This window comes from Polaribacter sp. P097 (genome assembly GCF_036864555.1).
Taxonomy (GTDB): Bacteria; Bacteroidota; Bacteroidia; order Flavobacteriales; family Flavobacteriaceae; genus Polaribacter.
In genome coordinates this window covers 739,036-757,480 of sequence record NZ_JAZETJ010000001.1, presented here as the reverse complement: position 1 = coordinate 757,480, position 18,445 = coordinate 739,036, and the positions used below count along the sequence as shown (strand labels likewise).

Annotated in this window: 10 protein-coding genes; 8 read left to right on the top strand and 2 right to left on the bottom strand. The window is 32.1% G+C overall.

From position 1 onward, the window contains the following. The first annotated feature begins 5 nt into the window (after positions 1 to 5). From V7R38_RS03525 to V7R38_RS03490, 8 genes are all read left to right on the top strand, one after another. Positions 6 to 1,601: a RagB/SusD family nutrient uptake outer membrane protein gene (locus V7R38_RS03525; protein WP_334056075.1), complete on the top strand. Its 1,596-nt coding sequence runs from the start codon at positions 6 to 8 to the stop codon at positions 1,599 to 1,601. Positions 1,602 to 1,614: 13 nt separating this feature from the next. Continuing rightward, positions 1,615 to 2,799, top strand: coding sequence for a hypothetical protein (locus tag V7R38_RS03520; RefSeq protein WP_334056074.1), 1,185 nt, complete (start codon positions 1,615 to 1,617; stop codon positions 2,797 to 2,799). A 25-nt stretch (positions 2,800 to 2,824) separates the two neighbouring features. Further along, positions 2,825 to 4,303, top strand: coding sequence for a PKD domain-containing protein (locus V7R38_RS03515; RefSeq protein WP_334056073.1), 1,479 nt, complete (start codon positions 2,825 to 2,827; stop codon positions 4,301 to 4,303). A gap of 163 nt (positions 4,304 to 4,466) precedes the next feature. Next, on the top strand, positions 4,467 to 5,168 hold the full coding sequence (locus V7R38_RS03510; protein ID WP_015481714.1) for a FadR/GntR family transcriptional regulator: 702 nt from the start codon (positions 4,467 to 4,469) through the stop codon (positions 5,166 to 5,168). A gap of 14 nt (positions 5,169 to 5,182) precedes the next feature. Then, positions 5,183 to 6,484, top strand: coding sequence for an MFS transporter (locus V7R38_RS03505; protein ID WP_334056072.1), 1,302 nt, complete (start codon positions 5,183 to 5,185; stop codon positions 6,482 to 6,484). A gap of 39 nt (positions 6,485 to 6,523) precedes the next feature. Continuing rightward, positions 6,524 to 7,288, top strand: a complete 765-nt coding sequence (locus V7R38_RS03500; protein ID WP_334056071.1) for an SDR family NAD(P)-dependent oxidoreductase — start codon at positions 6,524 to 6,526, stop codon at positions 7,286 to 7,288. A gap of 471 nt (positions 7,289 to 7,759) precedes the next feature. Continuing rightward, a complete protein-coding gene (locus tag V7R38_RS03495) occupies positions 7,760 to 10,927 on the top strand; it encodes a SusC/RagA family TonB-linked outer membrane protein (protein WP_041383979.1) in 3,168 nt (1,055 codons plus the stop codon). Positions 10,928 to 10,938: 11 nt separating this feature from the next. Next, a complete protein-coding gene (locus V7R38_RS03490; RefSeq protein ID WP_334056070.1) occupies positions 10,939 to 12,261 on the top strand; it encodes a RagB/SusD family nutrient uptake outer membrane protein in 1,323 nt (440 codons plus the stop codon). A gap of 389 nt (positions 12,262 to 12,650) precedes the next feature. Here V7R38_RS03490 and V7R38_RS03485 read toward each other — a convergent pair whose 3' ends face one another. Together V7R38_RS03485 and V7R38_RS03480 are read right to left on the bottom strand one after the other, a co-directional pair. Continuing rightward, entirely contained in the window at positions 12,651 to 15,044 is a 2,394-nt protein-coding gene (locus tag V7R38_RS03485; protein WP_334056069.1) for a polysaccharide lyase 6 family protein, read from the bottom strand. A gap of 49 nt (positions 15,045 to 15,093) precedes the next feature. Continuing rightward, entirely contained in the window at positions 15,094 to 18,441 is a 3,348-nt protein-coding gene (locus V7R38_RS03480; RefSeq protein WP_334056068.1) for a T9SS type B sorting domain-containing protein, read from the bottom strand. Positions 18,442 to 18,445 lie beyond the last annotated feature (4 nt).

Here is an 18,445-nt window from a genome sequence, read left to right as displayed (position 1 = left end):
TAATTATGAAAAATATATATAAAAATATAATCGTAGGTTTTTCTTTCTTAGCTTTATTGACAAGTTGTGAAACTGAACTAGATTTAAGCAATCCAACTGCTTTATCTTTAGAAGAGTTACTGCAGACAGATGATGGTTTTGTTGCCCTTTCAAATGGTATTTTAGATGCATACCAAAAAGTGCCTGCAAATGAATTTTACTTAACAGAATTAAGATCAGATAATGTAAGAGCAAATTCAGAGAATGGAAACTTTCCGTTAATTAGTTCTTATAATGTAGATCCTAATAATGGTGATGTTGCAACCTACTACTCAAATAATATGCATACAATTAAGCATGCAAATACTATTATAGATAACAGGTTTTTAGCACCAGAAAGTCAACAATATACAGTTGGTGAAGCTTATTTTATGCGTGCACTATGTCACTTTAATTTAGTAAGAGCTTACCAAAATGTGCCTTACATAGATAAAGTTTTAGATGTAACAAAGAACGAGGCATTAGATTATCCTCAATTACCAGAAGCAGAAGTTTATGAAAAAATTATTGAAGATTTTAAAACTTCTATTGCTTATTTAGATGGTGCAACTGTAGATAGATATCGCCCTTCAAAAGGTGCTGCTATTTGTTTAGCTGCTAAAGCTTATTTAAGTCAGCCAAGTCCTAATTATGGAGAAGCTGAATTATTATTAGCTTCTGTAGTAGAAAACAGTGCTTCTTACAATTACAATCTATTATTTACAGAAAGAAGCAATGCCAGACAGTTTGAGTTTAATGCAGATCCTGCAGATCCTACAAACGATTTACTAACGGATGATGAGTATAATGCAAACTTGGTAATTGACTATGGTAACATTTTTGGAAACGAAATTTCAGATGGTTATACAGATGGTGTTTTAGACGGTTCATGGTCTAACAACCCTGGTTTAGAAATTAACAATGAGGTTATTTTCTCTATTGCTTATGATTTAGTAAGTAGTGATAACTATGTAACTAGTGATAGTGGTTTAGATGATCAAGTAGAAACAGATTCTGAATCTCATAGTTTTGCAATGACTTTACAAGGGCCTTCAAATGGTGTTAATATTGCAACTTTAGAGTTTTTAGAAGTAATTAAACCAGAAGAGCAGCCAGTAAGATTTTATGCGAGTATAGATGCTTTATCTTATAACCCTGCAGATATTACGAACGATACTTTTAATGCTAAATTTCCTACAGATGGTGAAATTGGTGACAATGATTGGATTGTTTTAAGATATGCAGATGTTCTTTTATTATATGCAGAAGCAATTTTAGCTGGTGGAGATTCTACTACAGATACTAGAGCTTTAGCTGCTTTTAACCAAGTTAGAAGTAGAGCAGGTTTAGATGAAGAAGCAATTTTAACAAAACAAGCTTTATTAGACGAAAGACAAGTAGAATTCGTTTATGAAAATCAACGTTTATACGACTTAATAAGATTTAATGAAGCAGATAATGTGTTAGGTACATTCTCAACAAATAATAGTTTGAACTATACAAGTGGTAAGAAATATTTACCATTTCCTCAGAGAGAGATAGATAACTTACCTAACTTTTACAAACAAAATAATGGATACTAAAATTTATATACTTATGAAAAAGCAGATATCTAGATTTACATACATTACATTAACATCACTATTGTTGTTTGTATCTTGTGTAGATGACGATTTACCAGGAGTTGGAGATCTACCAGATTTCACAAATCCTACTCCATTTTACAATTTTTCAGATGTATCATCATCAGAATTTGATTGTAATGATGTAGAAATTTCAGCAAATTATGATTTTCAATTTCAAGCTGGTTCTAACTTAGCAGTAAATGGTACTCAATATGAGTGGTCTGTTACTCCAGATGCAGGTGTAGTTTTAATAAATAAAGACTTACCAGTTTTAGAACAACAAATAGATGCACAATTAGCTACAGTTGTTGCCATTGAAAATGAAATTGCAAAAATTGAGTTTAAATTACCTTGTGAAACAAATCAGGCAAAAATTGATGTTTTAGAAGCGCAGTTGGCAGATTTTAAAGTGCAATTACAAATAGAGCAAGATGCTTTATCAGATGAAACATTAGCAGCAGTTGCAGATTTACAAGCTCAAATAGCAGCTTTACCTGCAGCAACTTTACAAGATCAAGAATTAATTTTCTCTTTTCCTGGACCAGATACTTACACTGTTGGTTTAACAGTTACAGATGATTTAGGAAAATCAGAATATACAGAAAAGTTAATTACAGTAAATCAAGCAGTACCACAAATTCCAGTTCCAGAAATTGGTGAGCCAAGTTTTGAAGACAATAGCTTGTTTGATGGTACAGGAGATGGTAGAGATTCTTGGAGAGCACCTAGTAGTTCAAGATGGGGTAGTGTATTTCAAATCAATACAGACACAAACCCAGTAGATGCTCCAAATTTACCAGATGGTAGGCAAGCAGCTAAGTTTCCTGCAGATGGTACAAGAACAGGTTATCAAGAAATTGAGGTAACTCCAGGTGCAACTTATGTATTAACTTACTTTAGTGCATTTGAAGAAAATTCTTTTGGAGATTTAACAGTTTCTATCATTAACACAAATGCAGATAGTTTAGCAGATGCACAGTTAGATGCTAATATTATCGCACAAAGAACAGACAATAACATTGGTAGAGTAGATAATGTTTTTAAGAAACATGCACTTACTTTTGAGGCAGGTACAAATGAATCAGTAATAATTTTATTAAGAGGTTCTGGTGTAGAAAGTAGATTAGATGCTTTTGATATTTCAGTAAAACAATAAAAAATATTTAAAAAAATTAATAATTATGATAAATAGAAATCACAAAACATTTAAGGCTAGCACTTTAATGCTGTTCTTTATGTTTTTAGGTATTGTCTCATGTTATGATAGTGGTTATGAAGAGTTTACACCTCCTACAGGAAATGTAAACAATATTCAACCAAGCACATTATTTACTACAAGTCCAAAACCAGATGATAACTTATCTGTAATCTTTAGAAGTTATTCTACAGATGCAGTTTCTTACGCTTGGGATTTTGGAGATGGAGGTAGCTCTGCAGAAGCAAACCCAGATTATACATATGCAGAAGGTGGTTTATTCAATGTAAAATTAACAACTACAAGTTCAGATGGTTTACAAGCAGTAGATTCTGCTTTTGTAGATCCTATTTCTGTAGATTTTTCTTTTACTTCTGTAGATTCTCAAGTAACTTTTACAAACACAACTTCAGGTGCACAAAGTTTAACGTGGGATTTTGGAGATGGTGATATAGTAGAATGGAATGCAGATGACACACAAAGCGATCCAGATTTTAGTCCAATACATACGTATGCTACAGCAGAAACATTTGAAGTTACATTAACTGCAACAACATTTTTAGGTAAACAAGTTTCTGTTACAAAAAAAGTAGAAGGTTTAGTATTAGCTGCAATTCCAGATTTTACATTTACTACAAGTTCACTTACAGCAACGTTTACAGATGCTTCTTTATTAGCAGTTTCTCATAGTTGGGATTTTGGTGACGGATCAACATCAACAGAACAAAACCCATCACATACGTATGCACAATTAGGTACTTACGATGTAACTTTAACTATTACAAATAGCGCAGGTGTACCAAGAACAATTACAAAACCAGTACCTGTAGGTGGTGTAAAAGCTACTTTCAAGGCTATTGTGTTAAATGGTACTGCAAATGATTGGACAGCTTCTACAGGTGATAATGCTGATGCTTGGGATATGACTCCAAACTCAACAATTAAAGATAATTCAGGTGCAACTGTAGATAGCCCTTATAGAGCTATTTGGTATAATAAAGATTTAAATGATTATATCGATGCTACTTACTGTACAAGTGAGCAGCCAGGTTCTACTAGTGATGGTAATAAATTCGGACCAAATGCAGGTGGAGGAAGAGGAGTTAAACTAAGTAATAGCTGTAGAAGATTGTATCAAGTTGTAGCAGTAGAGCCAGGAGTAGAATACACGTTTACTATTGATACAAGATCAGAAGCAGCAGGTGTAAACACAGAAGTATTTATTTTAAATAAAGAAATTACAACAGAAGTAAATATTGAAGATCATGCAGATGGTTATTTCGATATTACTAATGATTTTAACTCTAGCAAGAGTTCATCAAGCAATGATACTTTTACAACTACAAGTTTTGTTTTCAAAGCAACATCTAATACAGCCGTAATTTATGTTAGAGCTTTAAAAGCAGTAGATAGCAGTAACGAAGTGTTTATTGATAATATTGATATTATTACCCCAGGTTTTTAATAATATTGGTTTTTGCTGTATGAAATTTTTAAAAAAAGTATAAATTTCATACATTTTAATAAAATGGTACCATATAATGGTAGTTTTCAGTACGTTTGTGCTCTTAAATTAAACTATAATTAGATACCATTTAATAAGCTATTAACCTTAAAAAATTTAGGAAATGAAGTTAGAAACACTCGCAAAATTAGACCAATCTAAGATTCAGAAGAGTATTATTTCACAAATTCGTGATTTAATAAACTTTAAGAATTTAGAACCTGGAGACAAATTACCATCTGAAAGAATGCTTTCAGAAAAGTTTGGAGTTTCTAGAAGTAATATTAGAGAGGCTATAGAAAAGCTTGAGTTTTATGGGCTGTTAAAATCTATTCCACAAAGTGGAACCTTCGTTGCAAATATTGGGGTAATTGCTATGAATGGTATGATAGAAGATATTCTACGTTTAGAAGATCCTGATTTCAAATCATTAGTAGAAACAAGAATTTTATTAGAATTAAAAACAGTTAGGTTAGCAGCTACTAGAAGAACAGAAGAAGATTTAGAAAATATTGAGGAGGCATTATATGCTTATAAAGAAAAAGCAATAAATGGTCAAGATGCTGTACAAGAAGATTTATTATTTCATTTAGCTATTGCAAAAGCAAGTGGAAACAGCACAATGAATACATTTATGTTAATTATAATTCCAGAAATCATAACAAATTTTCAAAAATATCATGTTTGTGATGCTGGCTTAACCAAAAGAGGTATAGATGATCATCAAGCAATTTTTGATGCCATTAAGAATCAAGAACCTCAATTAGCAAAACAAAAAATGAAAGAGCACTTTAGAGAGCTTTATCAATACTGTTATAGCAGTTAAAATAAACAAATAGAATGAAGATAAAAGGATTACGTTGGTGGGTTGTTGGGCTAGTAGCTTTAGCTGCAGTTATAAACTACATAGATAGACAGGCTTTTGGAGCTTTATGGCCAGACATTGCTAAAGAATTATTTCCTGATATGACTTCAGATGAAACTAAGCTTATCTATGGTACTATTTCTGCTGTTTTTATCTTGTCTTATGCTGCAGGTCAAACAATCTTTGGAAAAATATTTGATTGGATTGGTACTAGAATAGGATTTGCACTATCAATAGGAATTTGGTCTCTAGCAACAATGGTTCATGCATTTGCTAAAGGAATGATAAGTTTTTCGATTTTTAGATCTATTTTAGGAATAGCAGAAGCTGGTAACTGGCCAGGTGCTGCAAAAGCGAATGCAGAATGGTTTCCTACTAAAGAACGAGCTTTTGCTCAAGGAATATTTAATTCTGGAGCAGCTATAGGTGGTATCGTAGCTTATCCAATAATAGGTTTACTTTCTGTTTATTTATCATGGCAAGCTATATTTGTTTGTGTAGGTTTGGTTGGTCTTTTATGGTTAGTACCTTGGTTGTTTATCGTTAAATCATCACCAGACAAACATCCTTGGTTATCAGAAGACGAAAAAAAATACATTCTATCTGGTCAAAGAAATGAAGATGCTGATAAAGATGGTAATTTTGAAGAAGGTTATAATCCAAGTACAGGAAAATTATTAAAACATAAAGAAAGTTGGGGCGTAATTATAGCTTCAGCTGCAATAGATCCTATTTGGTGGTTATTCATTGTGTGGATTCCTATCTACCTTAACGAAGTATTTGGTTTAAATGTAAAAGAAATAGCATTTTCTGCATGGGTACCTTATGTTGGTGCTATGCTTGGTGCTTGGTTTGGAGGTCTTTTGGCTCAGAATAGATTAAGTAAAGGATGGTCTGTAGACAAAACACGAAAAATGGTAATTACATTAGGTTGTTTAGTTATGATTCCTTGTTTCTTTTTATTGAAAGCTCCTGGATCTGCTATAAATGCAGTTATTATTATGGCCGTACTTTTATTTGGTTTCCAAATAGCAATTGGTAACGTTCAAACTTTACCAAGTGATATGTTTAGCGGAAAAGTAGTAGGAACATTATCTGGATTTGCTGGAACAGCAGCTAAATTAGGAGCCTTTGGACTTACAATATTAGTACCTATGTTAACTACAGGAGGTAATTATACTTCAGCTTTTTTAATAGGAGGAGCTTTAGCAATAGTGGCGTTATTGGCAGTTTGGGTATTATGTCCTAAAATTGAACCAATCAAAGAATCAAAATAAATTAAAATCAGTTCATAAAATTATATAAATATTAAAAAAATGAGTAAAGCGCAAGGACAATTAGCAATAGTAACTGGAGCCACAGGTGGTATAGGTTTTGCAGTTGCAAAAAGATTAGGAAACGAAGGGTATACAGTTATTTTAAATGGGATAGATGACGATGCTGGTGCTGAAAGATTAAAAGAACTCAAAGCTGATGGTATTGAGGCTGATTATTATGGGTTTGATGTAACTGATGAAAATGCAGTAACTTCTAACATTACTAAAATTGGTGAAAAATACGGTAAAATCGATGTATTAGTTAACAATGCAGGTGGTTTAGGAGGTAGATCTCGTTTTGAAGAGATGACTACAGATTTTTATAGATTTGTGATGGCATTGAACTTAGATTCTACATTTTTTGCTTCTAGAGCAGCCATTCCTTTCTTAAAGAAGAGCGATAATCCATCAATTATTAACTATACTTCTAATGCAGGTTGGAATGCAGGTGGTCCAGGTGCTGGTATCTATGGTACTTCTAAAGCAGCTGTACATGCAATTACAAGAGCTTTAGCAAAAGATTTAGCTGAGTATCAAATTAGAGTAAATGCTGTATCTCCAGGAACAATTGATACAGATTTTCATAAACAAATTAAGTCTACTAAGCCAGAGGTATTTAAATCTTGGGCAAATAACATTATGTTAGGTAGATTAGGTCAGCCAGAAGATGTTGCTGGTGTAGTTGCATTTTTAGCAAGTCAAGATGCTGCTTTCATCACTGCAGAAACTATTCAAGTTGGTGGTGGTCAAGCATTAGGTATCTAAGACCAATAAATTTTTAATTTCAATAAGCGCACTGAGTATTCAGTGCGCTTTTTTTTGTGCTTTGCGTATATGGTCTTGGCTTATGATATAGTAAATAACACCTAATCAGTATTTTATAATAGTGCCATATTTTTAATGATATTACCAAAACGTTGAATTATCGTTACCAAAAATGTTTAAATCGCCTATTTCGTTGAATTAAATTGAATAATTAATAAAAAATTAACATTAAAATTGTGTGAGTCTAAAAAATGCATATATTTGGAAAACCAATTTGGTTTACCAATTTGGTTTACCAAGTTGGTTTTCCAGATTGTTAAGTCAATTGTAAGATTTTATTTAAGATTGAATTTGAATTAATTAAGATTAGAAGGGTAGACCTTTATCTGCCCTTTTTAATTCAAATCTAAATTAACACGTATTACCAGGGTCACACAAGTGATGAATTATATATTAAACATTAACATTATTATGAAACTAAAACTGAAATTGGCATTACTGTTTGTAATGTTGGTAAGCTTTTGCAATTATGCTCAAGAAGCTTACACTCTTAAAGGTAAAGTAACTACAGAAGTAGGTAATGAGATTTTACCAGGAGTTTCTATTGTTGTTCAAGGTAGCACAGTAGGAACTGAAACTGATTTTGATGGTAACTATACTATTAAAGTTAAACAAGGAGATGTGTTAGCATTTTCTTATTTAGGTTATGCTACTAAAACTTTTACAATTACCAATCAACAAACTTTAAATGTAACCTTAGCAGAAGATTCAAGTGCTTTAGATGAAGTAGTAGTTGTAGGTTATGGTAGTAGAAAAAGATCTCAAATAACTGGAGCTGTTGCCAAAATTGGTGGTGGTGAAGTTGCAGCTGTTCAAGCAGTTCGTGTGGACGACGCTTTAGCAGGTAAATTAGCAGGGGTTTTAATTCAGAATCAAGATGGTTCTCCAGGTGCTGCACCAAAAATTCAAATTAGAGCAGCATCTTCAATTTCTGGGGCTTCAAACCCATTAATTGTTGTAGATGGTTATCCTATCTCAGGTGGTTTAGAAACAGTAAACCCAAATGATATTCAAAGTTTAGAAATCTTAAAAGATGCAGCTTCTGCAGCTATTTATGGTTCTAGGGGTGCAAATGGGGTTGTATTAGTAACAACTAAAAAGGGTTCTTCTGGTAAAACTACTTTTAACTATAATGCATACACAAGCATTTCTAACAAATACAGAGAAAATATTTTAATGTCTGGTCCTGAGTGGGCTGCACATTCTAGAGCTCAAATTGCAGCTGGTAACTGGACAAGTACAGTTAACTTAGTAGACCCTGCATTTTTAGAGTACAGATTAAGTGCTTATGAAAATTCACCTGGAGCAATTAGTCCAGAAGACTGGTTATTTCAAACAGGTTCTACTACAGCTCATGATTTTAGTATGAGTGGTGGTAATGAAGGTACTAAGTACTATGCTTCTGTTGGATACCAAAATGCAGAAGGTGTTGTACAAACACAAGGTTTTGAAAGGCTAAATGCACGTTTAAATGTTGATGCAACTTTAGGAGATAAGTTTAAAGCAGGAATTGCTTTTAATGGATTTACTTCTAAAAGAGACATTTTAGGACATGATATGAGAGATTTATTAAGAGCTTATGGTGTTCATTCAATTTATCATACAGCAGAATCAATTGCATTCGTTCAACAATTAGATCAACAAGCACAAGCTTTAGGTTTAGCTGCTTTTGATAATGGTTATAGAGGTTCTACTTACGAAGCAAGTTCTATTTATGATTTAGAGCCAGGAATGGCTGCTCAAGATTGGCATTATGGTAGAGCTAACAATGGTATTGGTGGTTCTGGAGATGCAGGTCCTGCTGCTAAGTTAGACAATGTAGATAGCTGGCAAAAAACGTTTTTCGGAAATGTAAATACTTATTTACAGTACAATATTTTAGAAGGATTAAATATTAAAACCGTATTAGGTGGTGATATGAGAGATACTCAAACCTATGCACACAGATTATTAGGTTACGATTCAAGAGCAAGAGATTCTCAAACATTTATGGATCAAGCAGATTTAAAGGTTTCTACAGTATTAAGTGAAACTACATTAAACTTTGCAAGAACAATTGGTAAACACGATATTTCTGCAGTAGTTGGAATGGAATTCCAAAATACTAGATTTATTGGTACAAGATTAGATGGAGCTAACGTTCCTGATGAAGCTGTATTAAACTACAACTTATTCGATCCTGCAGATATTACTGTTACAGAAAGAGATGAAACAAGAGTTAGAGAAAGTGTATTTGGTAGAGTAAACTACTCTTATGATGATCGTTTCTTATTAACTGCTTCTTTAAGAAGAGATGGTGACTCTAGATTTGGAGCTAACAATAGATATGAAACATTCCCTGCAGTATCTGTAGGTTGGAATTTACATAACGAATCTTTCTTACAAGATAGTGAAACATTAAGTAGATTAAAATTAAGATTTAGTACAGGTTCTTTAGGTACAACATCTTTCTTAGGTTCTTATGATTCTTTAAGTTTATTAGATCCTTCAGCAACTATTTTTGGAACAGGTTATTTAATTCCATCTAACTCTGCTAACCCAGATTTAACATGGCAAACAAATACAGAAACAAACTTTGGAGTAGATTTAGGTTTCTTAAACAACCGTTTTACAGTTGGTTTAGATTACTATACATCTGATATTGAAGATATCTTAATTAACCAAGCACAATCAGAAGTGTTAGGTAACCCAACATCTATTCTTAACGTTGGTGATGTAAGAAGTTCAGGTTTTGAATTTGAATTTTCTGGTAGCATAGTTAGTCAAGAAGACTTCTCTTGGAGTGCAAGTGCAAACTTATCTACAGTAGATACAGAAATTACAGACTTAGGAGGTTTAGATGAATTACCACAACAAATTTTTGGTCAAAGTGGTAGAGGACCAGTATTTAGAAACTACGTTGGTGGTGGAATTGGTGAAATGTGGGGATTAGAAACTATTGGAGAAGTAGAAATGGAATACTTAGCAGATGGTACAAGACACCCAAACAATCAATCTGGTGAATCTTATGTGGTAGATCAAAATGGAGATGGTATTATTGACAGAACAAGAACTGTAGAAGATGGTGGAGATTTAGTAAAAATCGGTCAGAACACACCAGATTTCTACTGGGGTATGTCTCAGAACTTTAGATACAAGAAATTCGATATGTCTTTCCAATTACAAGGTTCTCATGGTGCAGAAGTGTATAATATAGATCCGCTTTACTATGGTTCTCAATGGGGAGGTAGATTAGACTATGCACGTTTAGATGCAAATGGAGATGGTATTGCTGATCATAATGGAGAATATTATGAAAGAAACAGAAACCAAACAGATGCTATGATTCAAGATGCTTCTTATGTAGCATTAAGAAACTTAACTATTGGTTATACCTTAGATGACGTTGCAAGTAGAATTGGTTTAAACTCTATTAGATTATATGGAGCAGCAACTAACTTACTTTACATTATGGCAAGCGATTATACTTCTTATAACCCAGAAGGTGTGAATACTACAGACCCAACAGTTTATGGTGCTCAAGTAGGTGCTAGCCCAGTTGTTAGAAGTTTTACAATTGGTTTAAATGTTAAATTTTAAAAAATAAAAAGATGAGAAAAATATATATATTACTAGCTGCGCTGTTTATTGCAACAGCATGTGACTCAGATTTAGATCAAGCACCACCAAATTTAGCAAGTGCAGATTCTTTAACTGACTTTTCAGGAGTATTAAATGCAGCATACTACTACCAATTAGGAAGTGTAACACCATTAGCAGTAATGGGCGAGTTTAGATCTGATAACGCAGTTATGGACGAAGCTCCATACACAGAGTTTGACGCTTTTACAGCGAACTTAACAACCATGGAAGATCAGTTCTTTGGCCCACTTTATACAGCAATGTATAAGTCAATTTTAAGTGCGAACAATGTAATTGAGAATTCAGAAGATGCTACAGAAATAGCAGAAGCTAAGTTTTTAAGAGCATTATCTTACTACAAATTAGTAAAGTCTTTTGGAGCAGTAACCGTAAATTTAGATGCATCTCCAAGTTTAACAGATACATCTATTTTAGCAAGAGTACCTGCTATGGATGTGTATAGTAATGTAGTAGTTCCAGATTTAAATGATGCAATCTCTGGTTTATCAACTACAATTACAAACGGAAGAGCTTCTAGATATGCTGCACAAGCATTATTAGGTAAAGTATATGCAGCAATGGGTAACTATGCAAGTGCTGCTACTAATTTAGGAGCAGTTGTAAATGGAGCTTCAGGAGCAGGTATTGCTTTAGAAGCAAACTTTAGTGATATTTTCGGATTTGAAAATGAAGGAAATTCTGAAATTATTTATGCTACACAAATTTCTAGTTCTATTGTAGATGAGTATGGTTTTGGTTCTGATTTTTGGAACTGGTTTGTAGGAGATGATTCTAAAGCAGATTTTCCAGTAGATTCAGATTTAGTAGCTGCTTTTGATGCAAGTGATGCAACTGGTGCTACAGATTTAAGAAGAGCTGTTACTTTAGATGCAGCAGGAACAACTGCTATTAAGTTTCCAAAAGATGGTGGAAATGGAGGAGAACATGATTGGATTGAAATCAGATTAGGAGATGTAATTTTATTATATGCAGAGGCATTAAACGAGAATGGAGATCCAACAGGAGCTGCAACTCAACTTAATAAAATTAGAAATAGAGCAGGTTTAGCAAATACTACAGCTTCTACGCAAGCTGAGTTAAGAACAGCTATTTTAAACGAGAGAAGATTAGAGTTAGCCTTTGAAGGTCATAGATGGGATGATTTAGTAAGAACTAATACTGTAGACGCAGAAATGGGTACTACTGTAAATAGTAACTACTACTTGTTTCCAATACCAATTTCTGAAATATTAGCAACTGGTGGTGTTATAACACAAAATGCTGGTTACTAGTCTTTGTTATTAAGTTTTATAAATGTAATAAGCTGGCTTCATGAAAATGAAGCCAGTTTTTTTATATTCTAATGACAAAGTTGTCTAGCTGCTATTTATAAAGTTAATTTTTGTAAATATAGAAGTGGCTAAGAGAGTTTAAAGTTGAACCTCACATCAATCCTTTTATAAGGGCTATAATTCGTGTTCTTAGGTATTAATTAAACAGTTGGGAGCTATAGAATAGCTAGGCATCTTTTCCTCAGCCAAATCAATATTAGAGCAATCTATTTAACTTTGATTGGTTAATAACTAAAAGAATATGCTAGAAAGAAAAAAACACCTCTAGAAGGTGTTTTTTATATACTATAGGTAAATGCAATGTTAAGTTGATTAGAAAGAGCTTTGGCTTAACTTTTAGGCTGAATTAAACCAATATCATCTATATCATTATTCGTTTTTAATAAAGGAGATTTTTTACTTGGTATAAATAGATTCTTATCCTCCCATTTTGGACTTCTGTAAATAAGGTTTGCGCTTTTCGCTCCACTATTCACCTTTACTTTTCCACATAAATTAATAAGACTGTTTTCAATTCTATTATCCTTGCCATTTAAACTTACAGCTGTTTTAATTTTGTAACTATTCTCAAAAACTGAGTTTTTAATAATCACAGTAGGTATCGATTTTAATCGAATAATATTCCCTTTTTCACTATTATTAACATTACTAAATACAGAGTTTGTAACTACTAATTTAGCTGGGCTATCATTCACTAAAGGTCCTGTTTTTACATAGTTGATGGCAAATTCATCAATATTATCAAAAACGGTATTATGTATTAAAATAGTATTGGCATTGTACTTGGCAAAATTGTTCTTTTCGTAAGATAAATTTAAGCCTCGATAACTATCTTTAAAAATTGAGTTTTTTATGCTTATTGTATCTGCTAAAGTACCTATGTATGCTTTGTAAATACTACCTCCATTGGTGTTTGTAAAGTTTTGAAAAGTACAATTGTCTACAAATAAATTGTAGGTTTCACCTAGTTCTTTATCTGGCGAAACTACTGCGTATTTAACTTTTGTGTCATTATCACCATCAATAACTAAATTTTCTAATCTTAATGTTGCATTTTCTTGAACTCTAAAAAAATAATTTAATGGTTTTGGCAAATCATCATTTGCTTTAATAATTGTTTTGGCAGTTCCTCTAACAGTAACATCACCTTTAATTTTTTGAGTTTTATTGATGTAATAAATTCCATCTGATAAAACCATTGTTGTTTTTGCAGTTGCTTTTTTTAGCGCTTTTGCAAAAGTATCTGTACCTGGTGCTACTTTTATTTCTTTTTCTTTTATTACAACCTCTGGCTCTTCAATTATAGGTTTCCAATATGGCCCAGTTCTTATTATTAAAGCTTTTGGAAACCTTTTATTTCCTAAATTAAAAGCACCTACTACAAGCTCTTTTCTTGGGTAACCAACAATATCTTTTTCTGGACTTGAGCTATCTTTATAATTAGAAATCAAAGAAGGATTATTAGCAGTTGGCATAGGTATAGATTGTAGTAATTTCCAGTCTACAGTTTGTTTTTGAAATACATTAGCATCTGCAGATGCACTTGAATCTAATATATTTTTAAAGAATTTGATACCACTAATGTTATCAATAATTTCTAAAACTTCACTACCATCTGTATTGGTTACTAAATTATTTGCAAAAATAGAATTGATAGGAGGTAGCGTTCTTTCTTCGTCTTTACCAGCGCCAAATGCTATAGGACCACAATTGATGATGGTATTATTTTGTACGTTTACATTCTTAACTTGGTTGTATCTATTTAAAGGTGAGTTAGGTACACCATTCATAATAACAATTGCTCCTCTAAAACCATCGCCTCTTAAACCTATTAATAAATTGTTTCTTACAATATGGCCTTCGTTTATAATTCTAATTCCACCTGTTCTTTTAACATTATTACCAATAAAAACATTGTTTTCTACAAGAGCATTATTTCCATGTCTTAATGTTAATGTACCCTGACTTTCAATAAATAGGTTATTTCTAAAGATATTGTCTGCAGATTTATTAGAAATAATTTCTATTTCACCATCACAATTTTGAAAAGTGTTGTTTTCTACGAGTGTTTGAGAAGATTTCATAGAATTTGCACTTGTACCAATTCTAATAGTTTCTCCACCATTTTTGCCTAAATCTGGTCTTTTACCGAAAAAATTATGATCTATTTGATGATTGTTTTCAACATGTTCTTCGCCTTTAAGCCAAACAACTAAAGTAGTACCATCATTTGTTTTTCCAGTAAAATTGTTATGGTCTACTCTGTTATTTTTACCCCAAATATCTACCCAATGAGAGTTGATGCTTGTATCTTCTGGGTTATAATAAGAAATTGTATTGTGCGTAAATCTGCAATTATTTGCAAATTCTTTAGAGTTTTTACGAAACTGCACTATAGATTTTTTTGTAGGATTGCCATCCTTAAACCATAAGCCTTCTACAATAATGTAAGTACCATAAATTTTAATAGAAGAGTTGCCAGCCAAAATAACTTCACCAGCTTTTTCTGCTTTTACTGTAATTGGTTGTGCCTCTGTTCCATTACCATACGCATCTAGGCTAACATCTGTCCAAACTCCATTTTTTAATATAATTGTAGAACCTGCAGTAGCATTTTTAATGGCTTCTTTGTATTCTGTAGTGTTTGAAACTAAAATTTCTTGTTGTGTATAACAGAAAGACGTAAGAAAAATAAGGGCTAAAGTAAAAATTGAATTTCTCATAATCAAGTGGTTTACCAATTTGGTAAACCAAATATACAGTAAATACAGGTTAATTTCTAATCAAACTAAAATTTCCTGTTCTACTCTTTATTTGATCTTGTTGATTGATTAAAGTAGCTTTAAACCAATATGAATTTGATTTTAAGGGTTTACCATTATAAGAGCCATCCCAACCTAAATCGTTAATTGTAAATGTGGTAATTAATTTACCATATCTATTAAATATACTAATAAAGCCCTCTTTATAAAAGCCTTTTTGAATTCCTTTTATTTGCCAAAAATCATTATTATTATCTCCATTTGGAGTAAAAAAGTCTGGAAAACTAATTAGTGATATTTCAAAATTAGAGACTCCACAGTTGTTTTTATCGTTGATTTGTAGAATGTAATTGCCACCTTCTAAATTTTCGAAATTAGAATTGTCTTGATAATCGAAAATAATATTAGAAAAGCTATCTAAAAGCCTAAACTCATAATCGCCCTTACCTATATCGCTAGTATTGATTCTTATAAAATTGTTATCTGAATCATCTTGTACTTGTATATCATTTATGGTAAGATCAGAAACAGAGGATTCTGATATTTCTATTTCTTGTATATCTGAATCACAACCAAATTTAGAGGTAGCAACAACATTATAAATACCTCCTTTAGTTACTTTAGCTAAGTATGTAGTTCCAACAATATTATCATCTTCATCTCTCCAAGTGTAGTTATAATCAGGGTTTGGATTATCAACCATAATCTCTAATTCAGAAAAGTTAGACATACAGATAATGTCTTCAGTTGGTAATGTAACTATTGGTTTTTCTCTTACTATAAATTGAATATTACTATCTACAGCACAAACATCATAAATTGGATTTTCTAAGCGAACAGTAATAGTTTGAGAAGAGGTTAAAAACGGATTTGGTAAAGGGCTAGGTAATACTGTGCCATTCTCATCAAAATACGAAATGATTAATCCTGTTTGACTTCCCATTATGGTACTTTCTATATTAGAAGTATCAAAAGCATAAATACCATCAAAATCTGTATCACATTCTTCTTGAATAGCTACAGGATTAGCTACAGGAACAGAATTTACAACAAAGTCTAGCATGGTTTCATCACTACATTTACCATCAATATCATTTGAACTACTGTTTTCTATTACAGCTCTAACTTCTTGAGAGGCTGTAATAAAAGGATTTGGCAAAGGACTTGGTAATTCAATGTTGTTTTCATCAAAATATCGTACAGAAACATTGGTTTGATTACCAATAATTGTGCTTTGAATATTAGAGGTGTCAAAAGCGAATAAGCCATCTCTATCATTGTCACATTCCGGATTTATGATTACTGAATTTGCAATTGGTATTTGTTCTACATTTAGTGAAATATGTGCACCTAAACCTAAGCAAGAATTATCTACTTGACTATCTACTCTAATAAAAATATCTTGTTGATAAGGTGAATCTGTATTTTGATAGTTGGTAATATCTGATATGGCATTTTCCTCTGCTAATGCATCATCTTCATTTTTGTAATATGTGACTATAAGTTGTTGGTTGATGGGAAATATATCAATGATTTCATCTGTGATATCACTAAAATTAAAGGATGCAATTCCATCAGAATTATCTGTTCCATCATCACATTCATAATAAAATTTGAAAAAATTTGTAGGTATTTCTGTTGTAGAAACCAAGAGATTTACCTCACTAATTTCATAACAATCATTCTTGTTTTCTACTCTAGCCCAAATAGTATCTGAACTTACCTGTTCATTTTGATAGTTAGTAGTATTATTTATTGGTAAAGTGTTGGTTGTTGCTTGTGTTCTTTCTTCAAAAAAGGTGATGTTATAATCATCTGTATTTGAAACAATTTTTTCTTTTACCTCATCTAAATTAAAAAAACTATAACCGTTAATGTCTGAATTGTCACATTGTTTTAAAGAAACTGAAGGGTTGATAATAGGTGCTTCAAAAATTTCAATCTGCTTTGTTATAGTATAACTTGTGTTATCTATATGAACTACATCTGCTGTAACATTGTAAATACCAGAAGCCGTAAATTGATGATTTATTTCTATTGATGTTGATGTATTATTTGTGCCAGAATTCGGGTCGTCGAAATTCCAAATTACAGATTGCAACTCTGTTTGATTAGTTAAGCTAAAGTTATTGCTAACATTAGAACAATTATTATCTGATGTAATTTCGAAAGGAAAAATTGTTTTTACCTGACCATTTACTGTAATGTAAAAATTAATATCTGAACCATAAGTAGTTAAATTGCTCATTTTTTCGAACTTATTGTTCGTATTAAAAGGGCAATTACCTATAAACCAAGAATCATCAGTTTCTTGGTTAGTTCCAGAGACAAAGAGTAACCCATCTCCATACTCTATACCTCTTTCCACCTCTACAAGAATTTTTTTTACATCTGCAGGTACAACTATTGGTTGTTCAAAATCTGTGGTTATAATTTTGGCACTTGTAGAGTTCCATGAAAAGGTGCTAATTATTTTTTTTTGACTACTACCAATTAATTTGTCTTTTGAAAATGAATCTGGAAAGTTATCATCTATTTCATAAATATGATAAGTTACATTAGCTAACCAATCTGCACCTGTAATTCCAATATCTCCAGCATTTATGATAAATTCTTCATTTGTACTTATGCCAAAATCTTCTAAGTTGAAAGTTCGTGCCCAAGACATAATTCCCCCACTACAACTTGGCATGTTTGTTTTAATTAGATCATCACTTACATTATGAGATAGCATTATCTCGTCACCTTCGCTGTCTATTCTTCTTTTTTCTCCTGTTACATTTATAAAAAAATTAGCATTAGGTTTTGGCTTGTCTAAATTTTGTGTTTCAGTAAATGTATAATATTGCCTGCAACCATAAAACCATGAAGTATCTCGATCTTCTTCAGTGCCAGCAATAATGATTTTTTCAACGCCGTTTTGAAGTACATTTTCTTGCTCAACACTTACTAAAATTCTTTTTGTATTACTTGGTACGACAACAGGTGTACTAAAATTAAAAGTTATAATTTCTGGTGTATCACCAATTAAGGGTGTTTCTTCACTAAAATAATAGCTTATAACTCTACCAGTAGAATTTGGGAAATTATCATCAATTGCAGATATGGAAATCGTAACTCGAGCTCCTAATTGAGCATTGCTAATTGCAACTTGTGCAGATCTTATAATAAATTGTTCGTCATTATTTATTCCAAATTCTGAAAGTGTAAAAGTTCTAGCCCATACTTCTTCTTTGTCACAAGATTCCCAATCTGTTCTAATGGGAGTAGTGCCAACATTATGAGATAAAGTGATTTGAGCATGAAAATTTAAAAGGCAACAGAAATAAAAAAATAGGAGAACACAATGTTTTTTCATACCA